This is a genomic window from Kitasatospora sp. NPDC058406, assembly GCF_042722765.1.
Lineage (GTDB): Bacteria > Actinomycetota > Actinomycetes > Streptomycetales > Streptomycetaceae > Kitasatospora.
In genome coordinates, this window is record NZ_JBHXKE010000072.1 from 1 (window position 1) to 18,272 (window position 18,272).

The window sequence follows — 18,272 nt, forward strand, 5'->3', positions numbered from 1 at the left end:
GGGCCGCCGGGGGGGGTGTGTCCCCGCCCGCGCCCCGGGGCGCCGGCCCGCGGCCCCGGCCCCCCCGCCCGCCCCCGCCGGGGCCCCCGGCGGTCCCCCCCCCGTGCGGCCCGCCGGCCCCCCCGCCGCCGTACGGGCCGGTGTGCAGCCGGCCGCCGAGCACGATCCCGCCGCCGACGCCCGTCCCCAGCCCCAGGTAGGCCAGGTCACGGACGCCGCCGCGGGCGGCCTCGGCGAGCGCGGCGAGGTTGCCGTCGTCCTCGTACCGGACCGGGACGCCCGGCAGGACCCGCTCCAGCACCGTGTCCAGCCGCAGCCCGGCCCAGGAGGGCCGGGAGGGCCAGGAGGTGAGCCGGCCGTCCCGGACGGTGGCCGGCAGGGCGAGCCCGGCCGACCGGACGGCGCCCGGACCGGCCGCGCCGGTGATCCGGACGACCGCCGCGGCGAGCGCCGCCAGATCGGCCTCCCGGCCGACCCGGAGGTCGGCCGGGCGGTCGGCCGGGCGCGGCCAGTCGAAGCGGGCGTGCACCGGTCGGCGCAGGCCCGGGCGTTCCAGCACGAGGGCGACCTTGGTCCCGCCGACGTCGATCCCCAGCAGTGTCACGACCCGGGCCTCCGTGGGGAGATCGGTCCTACAGCGCGGAGTACAGGTCGACGGCGTTGCCGTCCGGGTCGAGGACGATCGCGTAGTGCTGGCCCCAGACCGCGTCCCAGGGCTCGATGTGGCCGACGTAACCGGCGCCCACCAGCTCCTTGTACTTGGCGTCGACGGACGCCGCGTCCGGGAACTCGAACGCGACGGCGAAGCGGTGGCTGCCGGCGGTCGGCGCCTGCCACTCCGCGTCGTAGCTGCGGACGGTCTCGACCGAGTCCCAGGCGAGCTTCAGACCGCCGTCGAGGACCACCTCGACGTGCGGCGCGGAGTCCGCCTCGGCGGGGATGTCGAGCCCGAGGCGGCGGTAGAACGCCAGGGACTTGGCCAGGTCGTCAGCGACGATCGCGAACAGGGTCAGCTTCGGGACTGCCATGAGCAGTGCTCTCTCTCGCTCGGTTCGTGCAGGTCAGTGCGGGTCGGGAACGGGACCGCCGGCCGGCCTCAGCCGCGCTGCAGCCGGAGCCGGTCGCGGGCCGCCTTGGGCATGCCCGCGACGACGCGGTCCCAGGAGTGCTCCACCATCTCCCGTACTTCGGGGACCGGGACGGTGGAGTCGAGGACGACCGTGTTCCAGTGGCGCTTGTTGACGTGGTACCCGGGTCCCACGGCCGGGTACTGATCGCGCAGATGGAGCGCGAGGTCCGGCTCGCACTTGAGGGTGACCTGGGCCGTCTGGTCCGACGTCTCGTCCTGGAGGATGGCGAAAACCTTGCCCTCCACCTTGAACACCGTCGCGCCGGGGCCGAACGCCTCGTCGTCGGTGGTGCCCGGGAGTTCCAGCGCGAAGTCGGACAGCTCTTGCGGAGTCATGCCCCATCCTTCCGTCGTCCAAAGAGAGTTGGGGCCCCACGGCTCCAGGGTCAGTGCCCAGCCTAGGCCGTGCGCGGAGTGGTCACGGCCACGACACAGGCCGTAGCGGGGAGATGTCCGAAAACCGACTGTCGCCCCTGCAAGGGCCGGTCGGGCGGTTCAACCGCCCTCCTCGATCCGCTCGGTGGGGAGCGACACCTGGGCCCACACGCCGGCGTGGCTGACCACCTTGGTGAAGCGGTCGGAGAGCCGGTGGAAGAGCGCGCCGGGCCGGCCGTCGGGCGGGAACGACCGGGCGTCCAGCCCGCCCCAGTCGTTCAGCGCCCGGACGAGCAGCGGATCCACCGGCACCCACACGCCGTCGACCAGGAACTCCGCCCAGCAGTGCGGCGTGGAGTAGGGCTGGGCGACCAGCAGCCCGAAGGAGAACCGCGTCCTCATCCCGCGCCGTTCACCCTCGGAGACCAGCCAGGCGGCGGCACCCCCGCAGTCCGCCATCCGGGTGTGCCACATGAACTCCTGGTCCCAGCGCACCGCCTCGGGCAGCAGGAAGAACCCGATGCCCTCCACCTCGGCAAGCAACTCCCTGATGTTCGAAGGAAGTTCGGGCCAGGAGGCGACCGGCCGGACGAGCAGCCCGGCCAGCCGGGCGTCCACCGGCCCGCCCTCGGCCCGCCGCCGCCCGGCGGCGGTCAGCACCCCGTACCCGCACCGCCCCGGGTGCCCGGGGGCCGGGCACCCGGCGACCACCTCCACCCGGTAGCCCCGGCCGCTCCCTTCCGGGCCGGCCGGGGCCGCGGTCTCCAGGGCCTTGGCCCAGGACCGCATGGAGCGGCTCTGCACCGAGACCAGACCGAGGTGCAGGGCGGTGTTGCCGAGGTCGTACCCGTCGTAGAGCCGATCGCCGCCCCCGCCGACGTACGGGACGCCGGCGGTGGTGAGGGCGGCGAGCAGCTCGGGCCGGATCCGGTGCAGCCGGCGGGCGCCCGTCGCGGTGACGGCGAAGCGCCGCTGCCGGTCCGGCACCTGCCGCAGCCGCCGGACGAGCTCGTCGAGGGCGGCGGGCTCCGGCACGTGCTGTTCGCGTGCCGTGCTGCCGACGGGTGTCGCCATCGGGGGTTCCTCCGGGTCGCTCGGATCGTCGGGTCGCTCGGGTTCAGTCGATGTAGCCGAGGGCTTCGAGGCGCGCGGCGACCTCGTCCTGTTCGTCCGCGCTGTACGGGCCCGGGACGGCGGCGGGGACCGCCGTCCGCCCCTGCTCCCGCGGTCCGCCGTCCGCCCGGTCACCGGCGGGCGCGTCGGGCCCGTCGGCCTCCGCCTCCTGCGCGGCGAACGGGGAGAAGTCCGCCAGCCGGGGCAGCACGCCCTCCGCGTACAGCTCCATCGACCGGATCGCCTCGGCGCCCGCGATGTCACCGAACACGAACTCGCCGAACAGCGTGTTGAAGCAGCCCTCCAGGGCCGCCGCCCGGATCCGCTCGGCCACGGTCTCCGGGGAGCCGACGAACACGAGGTTCTGGTCCAGCAGGAACTTGAAGTCGTGGCAGCCCGCCAGGATGTCGGCGGTGCTGAGCCTGCTGGCCGGCGCGGCCGGCGTGCCGGAGCGCTTCACCGAGCCGTAGCGCAGGGTGTTGACGAAGGCGTCGACGACCTGGTCCGCGGCCCGGGACTCCGCCTCGGCGTCGGTCTCGGCCACGTGCACCAGGCTCCAGTAACCGATGTTCGGCTCCCCCGTCCGGCCGCCCGCCCGCCACCAGTCGACGAAGTGGCGGTAGACCGTGGCCGTCGCCGCGCGCGGCACGATCATCGTCGAGGCGGTGTGGCCCCCGATCGTCGCCAGGTAGCGGAGCGTCGCGCGGTCGCCGGTGGGGATCCAGATCGGCGGGTGCGGTCGCTGCACGGCGCCGAAGGACAGCTCGATGTCGCGCATCCGGTGCACCGGACCGTCGAAGTCGAAGGGCCCCTCGGCCGCGAACGCGGTGCGCAGCAGGTCCGCGCACTCGCGGTTGAGCACCTTGCGCCTGGCGAAGTCGGCGCCGAACGGCAGGAACGGCTCGTCGCTGACGCCCGAGGCGAGCCCCACCTCCAGCCGGCCCCCGAGGAGTTGGTCGAGGGTGGCGACCTCCTCGACCACGTGCAGCGGGTGGCGCAGCGGCGGCACCCAGCCCATCGGCCCGACCCGGATGCGCTCCGTGCGCAGGGCGGCGCCGGTGGCGAACGCCACCGGGGAGGACATCCAGCTCTCCCGGGGGGTGCAGTGGTGCTCCACCGAGAAGGCGTAGTCGAAGCCCAGCCGGTCGGCGGCCTCGACCTCCCGCCACAGCTCGTCGTAGCGGTCCCGGACGGTGAGGTTCTCACGGCCCCAGACGTGGGTGAAGTAGGCGGTTTTCATCAGCGGCTCCGGTGCGGGAGGTCGGCGGTTCGGGGGTGGGGTGCGGTGGCGGGTCCCGGGTCGGTGGCGGGTCCCGGGTCGGCGGCGGGTCCCCGGTCGGTGGCGGGGCGGCCGGCCGACGCGTACAGCCGGTCGACGCAGGACGCGAGGACGGCGATCTCGGCGAGCGAGTCGGGGGCTCGCCCCGTTCCCGCCACCGGCCCGGGGCCGGGACCGGAGCCCGGTCCCGGGCCGTCGGAGCGGGCCCGGACGAGCCGCCGGGCGAGTTCGTCGACCTGGCGCCCGTACTCGGCGCCGACCGGCTCCTCGGGCAGCGGGACGCTCTCCTCCCGGCCGCGCCGCAGCACGGTGAGCGAGGAGCGGCCGAGGCGGTGCGGGCTGAAGCCGAAGGTGCCGCGCAGCACGGCGACGCCCTCGGAGCCCTCCACGGTGATCACGGTGCTGTCCAGCGGCTGGTGCGAGGCCCACCGGGACTCCACGGTGACCGCCACGCCGGTCGTGGTGAGCAGGAAGCCGCGGGCGGTGTCCTCGACCCGCTCGGCGGGGGCTCCCGGCGGCCGGCCGGACGGGGCACCGGGCGCGACCGGGCGGGCGCTCCAGTCGGCCGCTCCCTCGGCCCGCCCCAGCCAGTCGCCGGAGAGGCTGCCCAGGGCCCGCGCGACGTCGGGCCAGCCGAGCAGGTCGAACCCGACGTCCAGCAGGTGCCAGCCGAGGTCGAGCAGCGCACCCCCGCCGGCCAGCCGGCGGTCGGTGAACCAGCCGTCGCGCTGCGGGATCCCCGCCGCCCTGGTCCAGTTGAGGCCGAGAGCGCGGATCTCGCCGAGGTCCGGCAGCAGGGCCGCCAGCGCCCGGACGTCGCCGCGGTGGCGGGCCGCGCTCCACGCGTGCACCCCCGCGCCGGGCGCGGTCGCGGCGCGCAGCGCCCGGGCCTCCTCGCCCGTCCGGCAGACCGGCTTCTCCACGAACACCGGGACCCCGCGCCGCAGCAGCACCCGGGCCGCCGGGACGTGAAGGTGGTTGGGCAGCGCCACGACGGCGGCGTCCAGCGGGACGTCCGCCAGTTCCTCCGGCCGTGCGGCGACCGGCACGGCGCGGCCGGCCGGGGCGACCGCGCGGGCCGCCTCCGGGTCGGCGTCCACCACGGCGGCCACCTCGAACGCCGGGTGCGCCTCCAGCAGCGGCACCCAGACCTCGCGGGCCACCCAGCCGGCACCCAGGACGGCGGTGCGCAGCGGTGCGGCGCCGGTGCCGGGAGTGGTGCCGGCGCCCGGGGCGGTGCTCAAAAGCGCGCACCGCCGTCCACCACGAGGGTGTTGCCGCTGACGTAGGAGGCCCCCGGGGAGAGCAGGAACGCCACCGCGGCGGCGACCTCCTCGGGCTCGCCGAGCCGGCCGGCGCCGATGAACTTGAGGACGAGGTCGCGCTCCTCCGGCGAGAAGTCCATGACCTCGGCCCGGATCGCCCCCGGTGCCACCACGTTGACGGTGATGCCGTGCTTGCCGACCTCACCGGCCAGCGAGGCGGCCCACGGCTGGAGGGCCCCCTTGGTGGCGGCGTAGGCGCTGTGGCCGGGCAGGCCGCTGGTGCCGGCCCGGGAGCCGAACAGCACGATGCGTCCGTACCGGGCCCGCATCATCGGCCGCAGGCACGCCTTGGCGAGGTTGATCGAACCGGCCAGGTTGACCTGGAGCAGGGTCTCCAGCGCGGCGGCGTCGGTGGCCATCGCGAGACGGCGGGTGCGCAGCCCGGCGGCGGCCACCAGGCCGTCGATCCGGCCGAACCGGTCGAGGGCGGTGCCGGCCAGCCGGGCGGGGCCGTCCGGGGTGGCCAGGTCGGCCTGGACGGGGACGAACGTGCCGCCGGTCTCGGCGATCTCGGCGGCGAGCTTCTGCACCCGCTCCTCGCCGTGGTGGTAGCCGGCGACCACGGTGGCCCCCAGGTCGGCGAGGTGGCGGGCCACGACCCGGCCGATGTCCCCGGAGGCTCCGGAGACCACGGCCACCCGGCCGTGCTGTCCCATGCTGTCCGCGATGCGGGCGGAGGATTCGCCCATCAGTCGGCCTCCTTCACGATGACGAGATGACAGGGGGAGCCCTCGAACGGCAGCCTGCGGACGACGTCGGCGCCCGCTTCGGCCAGCCCGGCGGCGAGCGCGTCGATGGTGGGCCAGTCGGTGCCGCCGTGGGTCAGCCAGTCGAGGGCGAGTTCGGCGCCGCCGGCCAGGTCGGGCGCGGCGGCGGTCGCGGGATCGCCGGCGGACGGCAGGAACACGTCGTCGACGAGCAGCCTCCCGCCGGGCCGCAGGGTCTCCAGCAGTTCGGTGAGCCGCGCGCCCGAGGCGGGGTCGTGCACGGCGTTGGCGACGACGCAGAGGTCCGCCCCGCCGCGCGGCGGATGCGGCCCGACGGTGACCCGCCCCGCCTCGACGGCCTCGACGACCGCCGGCGAGGGCGGTCCTGCGAGCCGGCCCGCCTGCCAGAGGTGGCCGGTGGCGGTGGGGTCGGCGGCGAGCAGGCGCTCCAGGTAGCGGCCCGCGCCGGCGGTGACCTCCACCAGCCGCGCGCCGGGGCGCGGGCGGAGCAGCCGGAGTCCGAGGGCGGTGCGGGCGTGGGCCGCCGGCCCGCCCATGGCGCCCTGGTAGGCCCGGACCAGCGCGGTGTGCGCCGGGTCGGCGGCGGAGCGGCGGTCGAAGTCGCGCCCGGCGAGGCCGGCGCGGGCGACGGCCGCCAGGGTCTCGCGGGTGACGAGGTCGCGGGAGAGGCGTTCCTCCAGCTCCACGAAGGCGATCAGCTCGGCGGCCCGGACGCGCGGCCCGGCCGGGTCCGGCCCGGTGGCGGGGTCCGCGGCGGGCCCGGTGGCGGGCGCCGTCGCGGGCCCGGCGTCGAGCAGGCCGAGCGCGGTCGCGGTGTCCAGCAGCAGTTCCAGGGCGCGCGGGTCGCAGCCCGACCCGGCACTGAGTTCGGCGAGCCCGGTCCCGTCGGAGAGCGCGTCGAGCAGCCCCAACCGGTGCAGGGCGAAGAGCAGTTCGGAGGCCTTGTAGGCCCGGGCGGCGGCGAGCGCGCGCGGGGTGAGCCGGTAGCGGGGCGCGGCGGCGGCCTTCCCGGCGGCGGTCCGCGGCAGCGCGGCCCGCAGGAGGAAGGTGTCGGGGACCTTGTACGGGGCGAGGTGCTGCTCGGCGTACGCGCGCAGCTCCTTCTCGTCCGGCCCGCCGGTGGCGACCACGATCTCGGCGACGATGCCGTCCTCGCCCTCGTGGGCGCGGCGCCGCGCTCCGACCCGGACCTCCCGTACGCCGTCGTGGCCGCGGAGCACCGCCTCGATCTCCAACGGGGCCACCCAGCGTCCGCCGCGCCGCACGGCGGTGCCCTCGCGGCCGAGGACGCGCAGGGTGTTCCCCTGGCGCCGGGCCAGGTCACCGGTGTCGTGCCAGTCGGCGAGCGCGTCGGTGCGGATCCGGAGCAGCCCCGGACCGTCCGGCGTCTCGGCGCCGGTGGCGCGGTCGACGAGCCGGACGGTGACGCCGGGCAGCGGGGAGCCGCTGTCGAGCGGGGCGAGCCCGGCCGGCCCGGCGAGGACGGCACCGAGCTCGGTGGAACCGTAGTTGCGGGCCAGTCCGATCCCGTAGGCCTCGCGGAACAGGGCGTCGAGCGCGGCGTCGACCGGGCCCGCGCCGACCATGGCGATCCGCAGCGCCGGGGCGGGCGGCGGGTCCTCCGGGGCGGCCCGCCGGGCCTTCAGCCGGCGGCGGGTGGCGAGCAGCCGGGCGGTGGCGGGTACCAGGGCCACCACGGTGGCGCCGTCCGCGAGTTCACGGCCCACCCGGCCGAGCGCGGTGGGCGGGACGGGCCGCAGGGCCGCCCCGGTGAGCAGGCCGCCGCAGAGCCAGCCGAGCGCGTACGCGTGGGAGAGCGGGACCGGCAGCAGCAGGGTGTCCCGCGCGGTGAGGCCGACCCCGTCACGGTAGCGGCGGGCCTCGGAGAGCCAGCTCGCCTCGGAGCGCCGCACCAGCTTGGGCGCACCGGTCGACCCCGAGGTGGGCAGCAGCACCGCGGGGGCGTCCCCGGACTTCCGGCCGGGCGTACCGGTCGGCCGCAGGCCGGCCGCGTCCAGGACCCGGCCGCCGCCGGCGGCGGCGAGCAGCCGGGCGACCTCGGCGTCCGGCGTGTCGGGGGCGACCGGGAGCGGGTGGGCGCCGGCCGCCAGCAGGGCCAGGAAGGCGGTCACCCAGGCGGGTTCGTTGGGCTGCCGCAGGACCACCGCCTCGCCCTCGACGCCCTCGGCGGCGAGCGCGTCCGCGGCGGCCCCGGCCGCGGCCAGGAGGGCGCCGGCGGTCAGGCCCGGCAGCACCTCCCGGTCGGGGTCGAGCCGGCCGACGGCGCCGAGCAGCGTCTGCGGGCCGGACCCTGCGGCGTCAGACATCGGCGCCCGCCAGGTAGTCGGCCTTGGCCTGCTCGATCATGCCGCGGATCCGGGGCGGGGCGTAGGTGGGGGCGGTGCACAGTTCGTCGAGGGTGATCTCGCTCTCGAAGTACATCGACAGGGTGTCCCACGGGGTGAAGCAGCCGTGGCAGGCGCTCAGCCGCGGCCGGGGGGCGAGCAGCGCCTGGTAGAGGCCGCTGGAGCCGAGCTTGTCGAGGACGCCCTCGGCCTCGTCGGACAGCACGTTGCCCATGTCGGAGAACCAGATGTTGGGGCAGGGGGTGACCACCCCGTCGCTGAAGGTGGAGACGACCAGCCGGGGCAGGTGGCAGCGGAAGGTCCGCTTGCCCTCGCGGTAGAAGCTGAGCAGCCGGTCGAAGTACGGACGCGGCGGCAGGATGTGGGCGAACTCGTCGTAGCGCCGGACGAGTTCCTCGATGTGGCCGATCTGGTCCGGCCGGACCTTGAAGGTCTCGGAGTCCGGGCCGCGCACCGGGAACGGGAAGAAGGTGGGCGGGTTGTCGAAGCCTCCGAGCCAGCCCGCGAACTCGCACAGCTCGGTGATGCTGCGGTCGTTGAGGACCCCGTAGATCTCCACCGGCAGGCCGGATTCCAGGATCCGGCCGATCGTGCGGAGCACCTTGGCGTGCAGGGACTCGGACTGCACCCGGTAGCTGTTGCCGGTGTACAGGTGACTGTCCAGCGAGATCTGGAGGACGACGTTGCCGAAGGAGCGCAGCCGTGCCAGCTGCTCCTCGTTGACCAGGACGCCGTTGGTCTGGATGACCAGGACCTCGTAGTGGGCGGACTGCTCCTCCAGGAAGTCCATGATGCCGCGGACCAGGAAGATCTCACCGCCGGTCACCTTGAGCAGCGGCAGGTCGAAGCGGCCGTGCAACCGGCCGGCCACGGTGTTGATGCGCCGCCCGAGGTCGGTGGTCGGCGAGTAGTCGTCGCGCTTGGGCGGGTCGAAGATGAGCTTGAGGGAGTGGCCCTCCTTGAGGTTGCTCTGCCCGGTCAGGCAGTAGGTGCAACTCAGGTTGCAGGAGTCCTCGTTGATGACGAGGTCGTTGCCGATCAGGGGAAGTGGCGTGGTGGACGGCATGGGGTCTCGGTCCTTTCGCGGTCGGCTGGCTGGGCGGGCGCGGTGGTCCGGACGAGCGGGTCAGGCGGGTGGCCGAGGGGTCTGCCGCGCGCCACCCGCCTCCGTCGGCCCGGGCCGCTGCCAGTAGCGGTCGGCGTACGGGTGTCCGGCGGCGGCGCCGTGGCCGCGGGCCCGGGCGCCGAGCGCCTCGCGCAGGCGGCCCGGCCCCCCGAAGAGGGCCAGGGCCTGGCTGGTGTAGTGCTCCGCGCCCGCCAGCCAGCGTTCGAGGTCGGCGGGGGTGAGCGGTTCGCAGCGGGCCACCAGTCCGTCGTGGTCGCGACGGCGCAGCGGGTAGGGGAAGTCCTCGTACCAGGCGGTGCCGGGGACGGCCAGCCGTTCGGCGGCGGCGCGGACCAGGGCGTGGTCCACGTGGCGTCCGGCGGCGAGCGGGGCGTGCAGCCGGGTGCCGGGCGGGCACCAGGGGCGCAGCGCCTCGGCGATGGTGTCGGGCAGCGGGCCGTCGTCGGGGTGGGGCCGGCCGAGGACCCGGGGGGCGGCGGTGTAGCGGGGCCGGCCGGCGGAGGTGCGCAGGGCGGCGTCGGTGAGGCCCAGGGACACCCGGGTGACGCCGAGCGCGGCGAGCGCGGCGAGGTCCTCGCGGCGGCGGGTGGCGGGTTCGGCGATCCGCCGCCAGTCGTCCGGGCGGTGGGCCGCGCGGTGGCCCGGGGAGGTGTCCGCGGTGTGGCCCGCGGCGCCGTCCGCGGTGTCGAAGACGGTGACGACGGTGACCTCGACGCCCAGCGCCGTCCAGCGGGCGAGCCGGCCGCCGAGCGACCAGACCGCGTCGTCGGGGTGCGGTGAGACGACGACGTGCCGGAGTGCCGTGTCCGTCCCGGTCACGGCGCGTCCGCCGTCGCGGCGAGGACGGCCGCGGCGTACCGCTCCGGGCTGCCCTCCGGGCCGAGCAGGGCGGCCAGGGCGCGGACCGAGGGCCGGGGGTGCAGGTCGGAGAAGCGGGCGAGGTTGCGGTCGTGCTGGTCCCAGCGGTCCGGCCGGGCGTGGCTGAGGTGGACGCCGCCGGCCTCGGGCACCAGCCTCCGGCGCGCCCCCAGGTCGTACAGCCGGAGCCCGAGTTCGAGGTCCTCGCAGCCCCAGAGCCGGCCGAACTCCTCGTCGAATCCGCCCGCCCGCCGCCAGAGTTCGCGCTCCACGGCGGAGTTGGCGCCGACCAGGCCGAGCCACGGGGCGACGTCGGGCACCACCCCGGCCTCCATCGCCTCGACCGCGCGCTCCAGCGCGTTGGCCACGGTCCGGCGCCGGGGGTTGCGGTCGGGCGGTGCGCCGGGGTCGGCGAGACCGGCCACGAGTTCCCGGACGACGGCCGGCGGGGCATCCGCCACCTCCGCCAACAACCGCGCCGCGGTCGGAAGTTCACGCATCCTGCCGTGCAGGAAGCAGCCGGGTTCGGCCGCCCCGGCGTACGCCGCGAGGAAGTGCGGGCCGACGATCACGTCGGCGTCCAGGAAGACCAGCCAGCCGGCCCCGTCGGCCGCCGCCGCACCGGCGTTGCGGGCGGCGGCCCGACCCCGGCCGGGGCCCGGCACCACCCGCAGCGGCAGCCAGTCACGCGCCTGTCCGAGCACACCGGCGAGGCCCTCGGCGGCGGCCCCGCCCGCGTCGTTGTCGTCGACCACGATCACCTCGTGGCCGGGTGCTGCGCTCTGCACGGCCAGGCAGGCGAGTGTCACCCGCAGCCGCTCGTGGTCGCCCCGGGTGGGGACGACCACGGCCGGTCCGGCCGGTGCGGAGCGCGTGCGTAAGTGCATCGGGTCGGCCCTTCCGCGTGCGAGGCGATCGGCATGGCCCGTCACACCCCGGTCACCGGTACGGAACGCCGGGAACCCGGACGGGACGCACTGCCGGAATACGGGTGGGATCAGTGCGTGAAGATACGTGAAGATACGTGGGAACAGCCGTCGGCACTTCATTCCTCAGCGAACGGCCCGCCCTGAGAGGCTCTACCGGGATGCCCGGCGAAGTCAACCGGCGGAACGGAATCCTCACATACTCGCGGGCCCCGCCGACGGCCCGCGGTAAGGATCATCCGGGGCCGACCGATCCGTTCCGGCCGCCCCGCGGCCGGGTCCCGCCGCCCCGCCCCGTTGATCGAAATTCCGCTTCCGGCGGGAACACCCGGTGACCCGTGGTCAATTGTGGTGGCTGGGGCGAATGGGAGATCACCGGAATTCGGCCGTCCTGCCGTGTACCAATATCCCGGAGAAATGCGTAGTGTTGCGGTCGGCCCCGGACCGCCGGTGGCCGGCGCACCCGTGCGTCGGCGGAGACCGGCCCCCACCCCCGCACTCCCCCCTCCGGGCGGATCCCCAGGCAGCGCGAAGCTCCGGACCCGGAACGCAGGTGCTGCCCACAGCTGGAGGCGAACCCCCGTGCCACCCACGCCCCGTGCCCTCGTCATCGGAATCGACGGGGGAACCTTCGACGTCATCGACCCGCTGATCGAGCGGGGCCTGCTCCCGAACATCGCGGGACTGCTCCGCACCTCCGCCGTCGGCCGGACCACCTGCACCTGGCCCGCCCACACCGCACCCGGGTGGAGCACCTTCGTGACGGCGGGTCAGCCCGGCAAGCACAGCATCTACCAGTTCTACGACACCCAGGAGCCGGACTACCGGGCCCGGGTGACCCAGGCCGGCGACCTCGGCCGCTCCTCCGCCTGGGACTGGCTGGCCGCCCAGGAGTACACCCTCGGGCTGATCAACATCCCGATGTCGCACCCGCCCGCCGACCTGCCCGGCTACCAGATCACCTGGCCGCTCGAACGGACCCTGCGGCACTGCCGTCCGGACTCCCTGCTGCGTGAACTCGCCGCCGCCAAAGCCCACTTCCAGTCCGACCTGGCCACCATGTTCCGGGGCGACCTCGGCTACCTGGAGCAGGCGGAGCGCAACGTCGAGGCCCGGGTGCGGTCGGTGCGGCACCTGATGACCACCCGGCCCACCGACGTGGTGATGGTCGTCCTGACCGAGGCCGACCGGGTCGGCCACCACTACTGGCACTACGAGGACACCACCCACCCCCGGCACGAGCCGGCCCCGTCCGGCACCGGCTGGGAGCTCGCCAACACCCGCATCCACCGCGCCCTGGACACCGCCGTCGGCGAGCTGCTCGACCTGGTCGACGAGGACACCGTGGTGACACTGGTCTCCGACCACGGCCTCGGCCAGGGCCGGTACGGGCTCGCCGTGCACCGGATCCTCGAAGACGCGGGCCTGCTCGCCACCGAGCCGGGCGACGCGCCCGCCGACGGCTCCGCGAGCTGGTTCGCCGCCGGCGGCCGGCGGATCGACTTCGCCCGCACCGCCGTCTACATGCCCGTCCCCGGCAGCTACGGCCTCAACCTCAACCTGCGGGCGCGGCAGGCCCGGGGCACCGTCGCACCCCGCGACCGGGACCGGGTGACCGCCGAGGTCGTCGAGCTGTTCGAGGACCTCAAGGGCCCCACCGGGGACCGGGTCTTCCGCAGCGTCCTGCCCAGTGCCGAGGCCTACCCGGGCCCGCTGCGCGGACGCGCCCCCGACCTGCTCCTGCTGCCCGCCGACGAATCCGTCCTGCCCGTCACCGACCTCACCGGCGAGCTCTGGCAGCCCAGCGCCCAGACCGGCCTCCACCGGCACCAGGGCATCTGGGCGCACCGCTCGCCGCGCACCCGCCCCGGCCGGCTGGACCGCAGCGTCCCGCTCGCCGACACCCTGCCCACGCTGCTCGCCGACCTGGGCGCCGCCTGGCCCGACGACGTCGACGGCCGCGCCCGCACCGAGATCTTCACCGAGGGCGTGCCCGTCCCCGGGCCCGACCCCCGGGTGGCGGCCCGCAGCGCCACGGCACCGCCCTCCGAAGCGGCCGACCGTGCCGCCGAGGAGGAGGACGACTACACCAGCAGCCGGCTCCGCGAGATGGGTTACCTCTGAGCGACCGGCCACACCCACGGAGGAATGAGCGTCATGCAGGACACGCAGGACACACAGGACACCAAGGCCCGGCTGCGCAAGGTGCTCGTCGACTCGCTGGAGCTGTCCCTCTCCCCCGCGGACATCCCGGACCGCGGACTGGTGGAGGCCCTGGGACTCGACTCCATCAACACCATCGAGTTCCTCATCTGGGTGGAGAGCGAGTTCGGCGTCGAGATCGCCGACGAGGACCTGTCGATCAAGCTCATCGACGACCTCGACCTGCTCGCCGAGTACGTCGACAACCGGCTCCGGGGCGACCGGACCGCCGCCGGCACCAGCGCCTGACCGGGAGCATCCGATGCGACAGCCCATCGACATCGACCTCAGCCCCGCACCCCCGCGGAAGAAGCCCGGCGAGTTCGCCATCGCCCTCGACCCGCGCATCACCGACCCCGGACGCTTCAAGGTCAGCTTCCTGATCCTGCTCGACGGCGACCTCGTGATGTCCCCCGAGCACCTCGGGGTCGCCTACATGACCAGCGTCCTGCGGAGCGTCGGCTTCACCGCCGAGATCCGCGAGGTCGACCACGACGAGGACGCGCACGCCGCCACCGTCGAGCACCTGCGCGCGTACCGTCCCGACCTCGTCTGCTTCACCCTCATGAGCCTCAACCTCACCAGCTGCGTCAGCCTCTGCCGGCAGCTCAAGGAGGCCCTGCCCGACACCCCGATCGCCTGCGGCGGCCCGGCCGGCACGTTCGCCGGGCTCGACGTGCTGCGCAACAACCCCTACACGGACCTCGTCGCCGTCGGCGAGGGCGAGCCCACCATCCTCGACCTGGTCCAGCGCCTGTACCTCGACGAGGCGCTCACCGACTGCCCCGGCATCTGCTACCGGGACGCCGACGGCGCCCTGCGCCAGAACCCCGCCCGGCCGCTCATCCACGACCTGGAGGTGCTGCCCTTCCCGGCCCGCGACCAGCTCAGCCAGCACGGCGACAAGCTGGAGTACGTCCGGGTCAGCACCAGCCGCGGCTGCGTCGCCAACTGCGCCTTCTGCTCGGCCCCGCACCTGAAGAACCGCGTGCAGGCTGGCAAGGCCTGGCGCGGGCGCGGCCCGGAGCAGATCGTCGAGGAGGTGGCGCAGATCGTCGAGCGCCACCAGTTCCGCACGTTCGACTTCGTCGACTCGACCTTCGAGGACCCGGACGGCGGGCGGGTCGGCAAGAAGCGGGCCGCCGCCATCGCCCAAGGCATGCTCGACCGGGGCCTCGACATCTACTACAACGTCTGCATGCGGGCCGAGAACTGGAGCGACACCCCCGAGGACCACGCCCTGCTCGACCTGCTCACCGCCTCCGGGCTGGAGAAGGTCAACGTCGGCATCGAGGCCGGGACCGCCGAGGAGCTGCTGCTCTGGGAGAAGCGGGCCACCGTCGAGGACAACGTCACCATCATCCGGATGCTGCGCGAGCACGGCATCTACCTGGCGATGGGCTTCATCCCCTTCCACCCCTACGCCACCCTCGACACCCTGATCGCCAACGCCCGCTTCCTGCGCGACAACTCCGGCCACAACCTGCGCCGGATGACCGAGCGGCTGGAGATCTACCCGGGCACCGCGATCGTCCGCCGGATCGAGGGCGAGGGCCTGCTCTGGGACAGCTACCAGAAGAACCTCGACCCGTACGGCTACGACTTCGCCGACGAGCGGGTCGGCCTGCTGGCCAAGCACTTCGCCAGGCTCTACAACAACGACGACTACCACCAGCGCGGGGTCATCACCGACCAGTCCGCGGTCTTCGAGTTCGAGACCTACAACGTGGTGATGCAGACCTTCATCTCCCGGCTGCACCGGCGCTTCGGCGGACTGCCCGGCGTCGACGAGGTGATGGAGGACTTCAAGGCCACGGTGCACGAGATCCGCCAGGAGATGGGCCAGTTCAACTACGGCTTCTTCATGTCCAACCTGGAGGCCGTGATGAACGACTCCCTCGACCGGGACAAGCAGGAGGTCCAGGTCGTGGACGTCGAGGAGTACTTCCGCGACCGGCTCGACCGGCTCCGCTCCGAACAGCTGCGGGTCGGCAAGCGGCTCACCCGGCTGGGCGCCCGCGTCATGGAGATCAGCTCCACCCTGCCCAGCTTCGGGCCCGGCGGGCTGCCGCGCAGCTACAGCGGCGAGGGCAGCGGTGCCACCTGGTGAGCCCGCCGCGGCCGGCCGGATCGCGGTGTGCAGCCTCAGCAGCCGGGAGCTCCTCGAACCGCTCTCCGGGCTGCCGGACGTGGCCATCGTCGGGACGCTGATGACCGCCAACCTCGGGATCGAGCAGCTGGTGCGCACCATCGCGCACCGGCCCTCGATCCGCGGCCTGGTCGTCTGCGGACGGGACTCACCGCGCTTCCTGGCCGGGCAGAGCCTCGTCGCGCTCTTCCGCGAGGGGGTCGACGCCGAGCAGCGCCTGATCCGCGGGGCGGCGGGCTACCTGCCGGTGCTGCGCGGCGTCGCGCTGCGCGAGGTCGCGCAGGTGCGCGCCCAGATCGAGCTGGTGGACGCCCGGGGCGAGTGCGACCCGGCGGTGCTGCGCCGGGTGATCGCCGACCTGTCGGCGCGCACCGCCTCCGCGCCCGCCCCCGCCGTCCCGGACGCGGACGACGACACGGCGGGCCCCGGGGAGGGCGCCGACGGCGGCCCCGCGAGCACCCGGCCGGCCTTCCGGCGGCTGCGGCCCGGCGGCCGGCGGGTGGGCATCAGCCGGGCGCTGGACGGATTCGTGGTGATCGGCCTCGACCTGCTCGCCCGGCGGATCGTCCTGCGGCACTACGACAACGACCTGACCCCCCGGCACGAGATGACCGGCGTCCGCGCCGAGTCGATGCTGCTGGGGCTGCTGAGCGCCGGAGTGGTCGCCGAACCGGCCCACGCCGGCTACCTCGGCGGCGAGCTGGCCAAGGCCGAGACCGCCCTGCGGCTCGGCCTGCCCTACGTCCAGGACCTTCCGCTGCGTGCCCCGGGCCGGCCCGCGGGCGCGCGGCGACCGGGTCCCGACCGAGAGGACACCCCGACCATGGGTGAAGCTACGTCGAGTCCGTACAGCCTCGCGGAGTTCCTCTCCGCCCTGGTGGCCGGACTCGGGGTGGAGGGGGTCGAGCTGGATCCGGAGGTCCCGCTGGGCATCCAGCTGCTGGTGGACTCCGCCCGCATGATCGAGCTGGCCATCCTGCTGGAGGAGGAGCTGGGGCTGGACCTGCCGGCCGACGTCGACCTGCGGCGCGCCAGCCCGCTGGAGCTGTACGGTGCCCTCACCGGCTGACCGCACCACACACCACGCGCCACGCACCACGCACCACACGCCACGCGCCACACACCACGCGCCACCGGAAGGGCCCGGCCGGATCCCTCCGGCCGGGCCTCCGCGCACCGCCGACGGGCGCGCACCGCGCCCCGGAGCGGCCCGGCCCGCCCTGCGGGGACCGGGCCGCCACCGGTCAGGCGGGCCAGATGTGCAGTTCCTCCTTGACCGTCCGGGCCGTCTCGGCGGCGGCGGCCGGGTCGGACCAGCCCGCCGGACCCAGCAGCCGGACGGTGAAGGCCTCCGGCGCGAGACGGCGCCAGGCCGCCACCGCACCGTCCGCGGCCCCCCCGGTACCGGTACCGGCGGGGCCGCTGCCGTCACCGTCGCGGGCGAGCACCACCACCGGGCAGGGCAACGGACCGTCGGCCTCGGCACCGGCCTCCAGCGGCGGCGCCGCGGCGTCCGGCGACGGGCAGAGCAGCAGTCCGGCCGGCGGCCGGCCCGCGGCCCCGGCGGCCCGAACCGCCCGGACGGCGTCCGCCAGCACGGTCGCGCCGCCCGGCCCCGCACCCGCCACCGCGAGCAGCGCCCAGGGCAGCAGCGGCCACCGACCGGCGCCGACCGACCAGGGCTCCGCGCCGTCGAGCGGTCCGGCGAGCGGCTCCACCGCCAGCTCCGGCCCCATCGCGGTCGGCAGCACCCCGCCGGCCGCACCCGCCGGGTCCGCCAGCACCAGCCGCAGCACCGGCCGCGCCGCCGGGGCCTGGAGGAACCGGCCCGGGTCGGGCGCGGCGCCGCCCGGTCCGGCGCTCACTCCAGACCGTCCGCGAGGCCGAGCGAGAAGTAGTTCTCGAAACCGAGCAACCGCCGCATGGCGGGTGTGCTGCGCTCGGCGACCTCCGGCCTGAGCCCGGAGAAGAAGTTCTGCTGCTGCCGGACGTAGCCCCGGCAGTAGTAGTTGAGGATGCCGTGCCGGGGCCGGTCGGTCGTGTTGGCCCCGGTCTGGTGCCAGAGCCGGCCGTCGAAGATCATCACGCTGCCGGCCGGCGCGCAGACCGGCACCGTCTCGACGTCGCCCTCGCCGCGCGCGTAGTCCGGCTGCCGGCCGAGCCGGTGGGTGCCGGGGACGAGACGGGTCGCGCCGTTGGACTCCGTGAAGTCGTCCAGCATCCACATGCTGTTGGCGACCAGGGCGTACGGCGGCCAGGGCGGTCGCGCGAAGGTCTGGTCCGCGTGCACGTTCATCGCGACCCCGCCGGGGCCGGCGATGTTGGCGTGCGTGCTGGACAGCAGGAAGTTGAAGCCCAGGACCTCCTCCATGAGTTCCAGCACCAGCGGGTCGCAGACGCTGCGCTCGAACTCCTCGCCCTTGTTGAGGAGGCTGAAGACACGCTGGTTGCCGCCGTCGTACAGAAAGGCGGTGCCGTCCTTGCGCTCCTCCTCCGCGACCTCCAGCAGGCGGTCCCGGAGTCGTTCGAACTCGGCGGACGGAAGCGGGGACTCCAGGAGGCAGTAGCCGAATTCCCGAAGATCCTCCACGGCCTCGGTCCTATTTCCCGTCAGGGTCGCGTTCATGGTCTCGATTTCACCTCGGAACACATCGGAACACTTCGGAACACTTTCGTACGGGCGCGTCTGCGGTCTT

At 74.9% G+C, this 18,272-nt stretch carries 17 protein-coding genes; 4 read left to right on the forward strand and 13 right to left on the reverse strand.

Annotation, left to right across the window (positions count from 1 at the left end):
* The 11 genes from ACFWOG_RS16400 to ACFWOG_RS16450 all read right to left on the reverse strand — a co-directional run.
* Positions 1-604 (reverse strand): ROK family protein (locus ACFWOG_RS16400; protein WP_380358930.1); only part of this gene is annotated, 604 nt, incomplete at its 3' end.
* 28 nt (positions 605-632) lie between these two features.
* A complete protein-coding gene (locus ACFWOG_RS16405; RefSeq protein ID WP_329878924.1) occupies positions 633-1,028 on the reverse strand; it encodes a VOC family protein in 396 nt (131 codons plus the stop codon).
* Positions 1,029-1,096: 68 nt separating this feature from the next.
* Positions 1,097-1,465, reverse strand: coding sequence for an MmcQ/YjbR family DNA-binding protein (locus ACFWOG_RS16410; RefSeq protein WP_329951573.1), 369 nt, complete (start codon positions 1,463-1,465; stop codon positions 1,097-1,099).
* A 159-nt stretch (positions 1,466-1,624) separates the two neighbouring features.
* Complete coding sequence (locus ACFWOG_RS16415) at positions 1,625-2,578, reverse strand: transglutaminase domain-containing protein (RefSeq protein WP_329951572.1); 954 nt, start codon at positions 2,576-2,578, stop codon at positions 1,625-1,627.
* 43 nt (positions 2,579-2,621) lie between these two features.
* Positions 2,622-3,857, reverse strand: a complete 1,236-nt coding sequence (locus ACFWOG_RS16420; protein ID WP_329878927.1) for an LLM class flavin-dependent oxidoreductase — start codon at positions 3,855-3,857, stop codon at positions 2,622-2,624.
* Positions 3,857-5,140, reverse strand: coding sequence for a Gfo/Idh/MocA family protein (locus tag ACFWOG_RS16425; RefSeq protein ID WP_380358935.1), 1,284 nt, complete (start codon positions 5,138-5,140; stop codon positions 3,857-3,859). Before ACFWOG_RS16425 ends, ACFWOG_RS16420 begins: the two co-directional genes overlap by 1 nt.
* A complete protein-coding gene (locus ACFWOG_RS16430; RefSeq protein ID WP_380358938.1) occupies positions 5,137-5,910 on the reverse strand; it encodes an SDR family oxidoreductase in 774 nt (257 codons plus the stop codon). The genes ACFWOG_RS16425 and ACFWOG_RS16430 overlap by 4 nt, the downstream gene beginning before the upstream one ends.
* A complete protein-coding gene (locus ACFWOG_RS16435; RefSeq protein ID WP_380358941.1) occupies positions 5,910-8,276 on the reverse strand; it encodes an AMP-binding protein in 2,367 nt (788 codons plus the stop codon). The genes ACFWOG_RS16430 and ACFWOG_RS16435 overlap by 1 nt, the downstream gene beginning before the upstream one ends.
* Positions 8,269-9,381 carry a radical SAM protein gene (locus ACFWOG_RS16440; protein ID WP_355405797.1) on the reverse strand — a complete coding sequence of 371 codons (1,113 nt, stop codon included), beginning with the start codon at positions 9,379-9,381 and terminating at the stop codon, positions 8,269-8,271. The genes ACFWOG_RS16435 and ACFWOG_RS16440 overlap by 8 nt, the downstream gene beginning before the upstream one ends.
* A 60-nt stretch (positions 9,382-9,441) precedes the next feature.
* On the reverse strand, positions 9,442-10,260 hold the full coding sequence (locus tag ACFWOG_RS16445) for a PIG-L deacetylase family protein (protein WP_380358945.1): 819 nt from the start codon (positions 10,258-10,260) through the stop codon (positions 9,442-9,444).
* On the reverse strand, positions 10,257-11,186 hold the full coding sequence (locus ACFWOG_RS16450) for a glycosyltransferase family 2 protein (protein WP_329951567.1): 930 nt from the start codon (positions 11,184-11,186) through the stop codon (positions 10,257-10,259). The genes ACFWOG_RS16445 and ACFWOG_RS16450 overlap by 4 nt, the downstream gene beginning before the upstream one ends.
* A 621-nt stretch (positions 11,187-11,807) precedes the next feature.
* On the opposite strand from ACFWOG_RS16450, the gene ACFWOG_RS16455 reads away from it, so the two are divergent.
* The 4 genes from ACFWOG_RS16455 to ACFWOG_RS16470 are packed head-to-tail and all read left to right on the forward strand — an operon-like array spanning position 11,808 to position 16,645.
* Complete coding sequence (locus tag ACFWOG_RS16455) at positions 11,808-13,349, forward strand: alkaline phosphatase family protein (RefSeq protein ID WP_380358948.1); 1,542 nt, start codon at positions 11,808-11,810, stop codon at positions 13,347-13,349.
* Positions 13,350-13,382: 33 nt separating this feature from the next.
* Entirely contained in the window at positions 13,383-13,676 is a 294-nt protein-coding gene (locus ACFWOG_RS16460; protein WP_329878935.1) for a phosphopantetheine-binding protein, read from the forward strand.
* Between the two features lie 13 nt (positions 13,677-13,689).
* The gene (locus ACFWOG_RS16465; protein WP_329951565.1) at positions 13,690-15,537 is read left to right on the forward strand and encodes a B12-binding domain-containing radical SAM protein; all 1,848 of its coding nucleotides are present in this window, start codon (positions 13,690-13,692) and stop codon (positions 15,535-15,537) included.
* On the forward strand, positions 15,524-16,645 hold the full coding sequence (locus ACFWOG_RS16470; RefSeq protein ID WP_329951564.1) for a hypothetical protein: 1,122 nt from the start codon (positions 15,524-15,526) through the stop codon (positions 16,643-16,645). The genes ACFWOG_RS16465 and ACFWOG_RS16470 overlap by 14 nt, the downstream gene beginning before the upstream one ends.
* A 175-nt stretch (positions 16,646-16,820) precedes the next feature.
* Here the strand turns inward: ACFWOG_RS16470 and ACFWOG_RS16475 are convergent, their stop codons facing one another.
* Positions 16,821-17,441: a hypothetical protein gene (locus ACFWOG_RS16475; RefSeq protein WP_380358953.1), complete on the reverse strand. Its 621-nt coding sequence runs from the start codon at positions 17,439-17,441 to the stop codon at positions 16,821-16,823.
* On the reverse strand, positions 17,438-18,202 hold the full coding sequence (locus ACFWOG_RS16480; RefSeq protein ID WP_329878939.1) for a phytanoyl-CoA dioxygenase family protein: 765 nt from the start codon (positions 18,200-18,202) through the stop codon (positions 17,438-17,440). Before ACFWOG_RS16480 ends, ACFWOG_RS16475 begins: the two co-directional genes overlap by 4 nt.
* Positions 18,203-18,272: the final 70 nt, after the last annotated feature.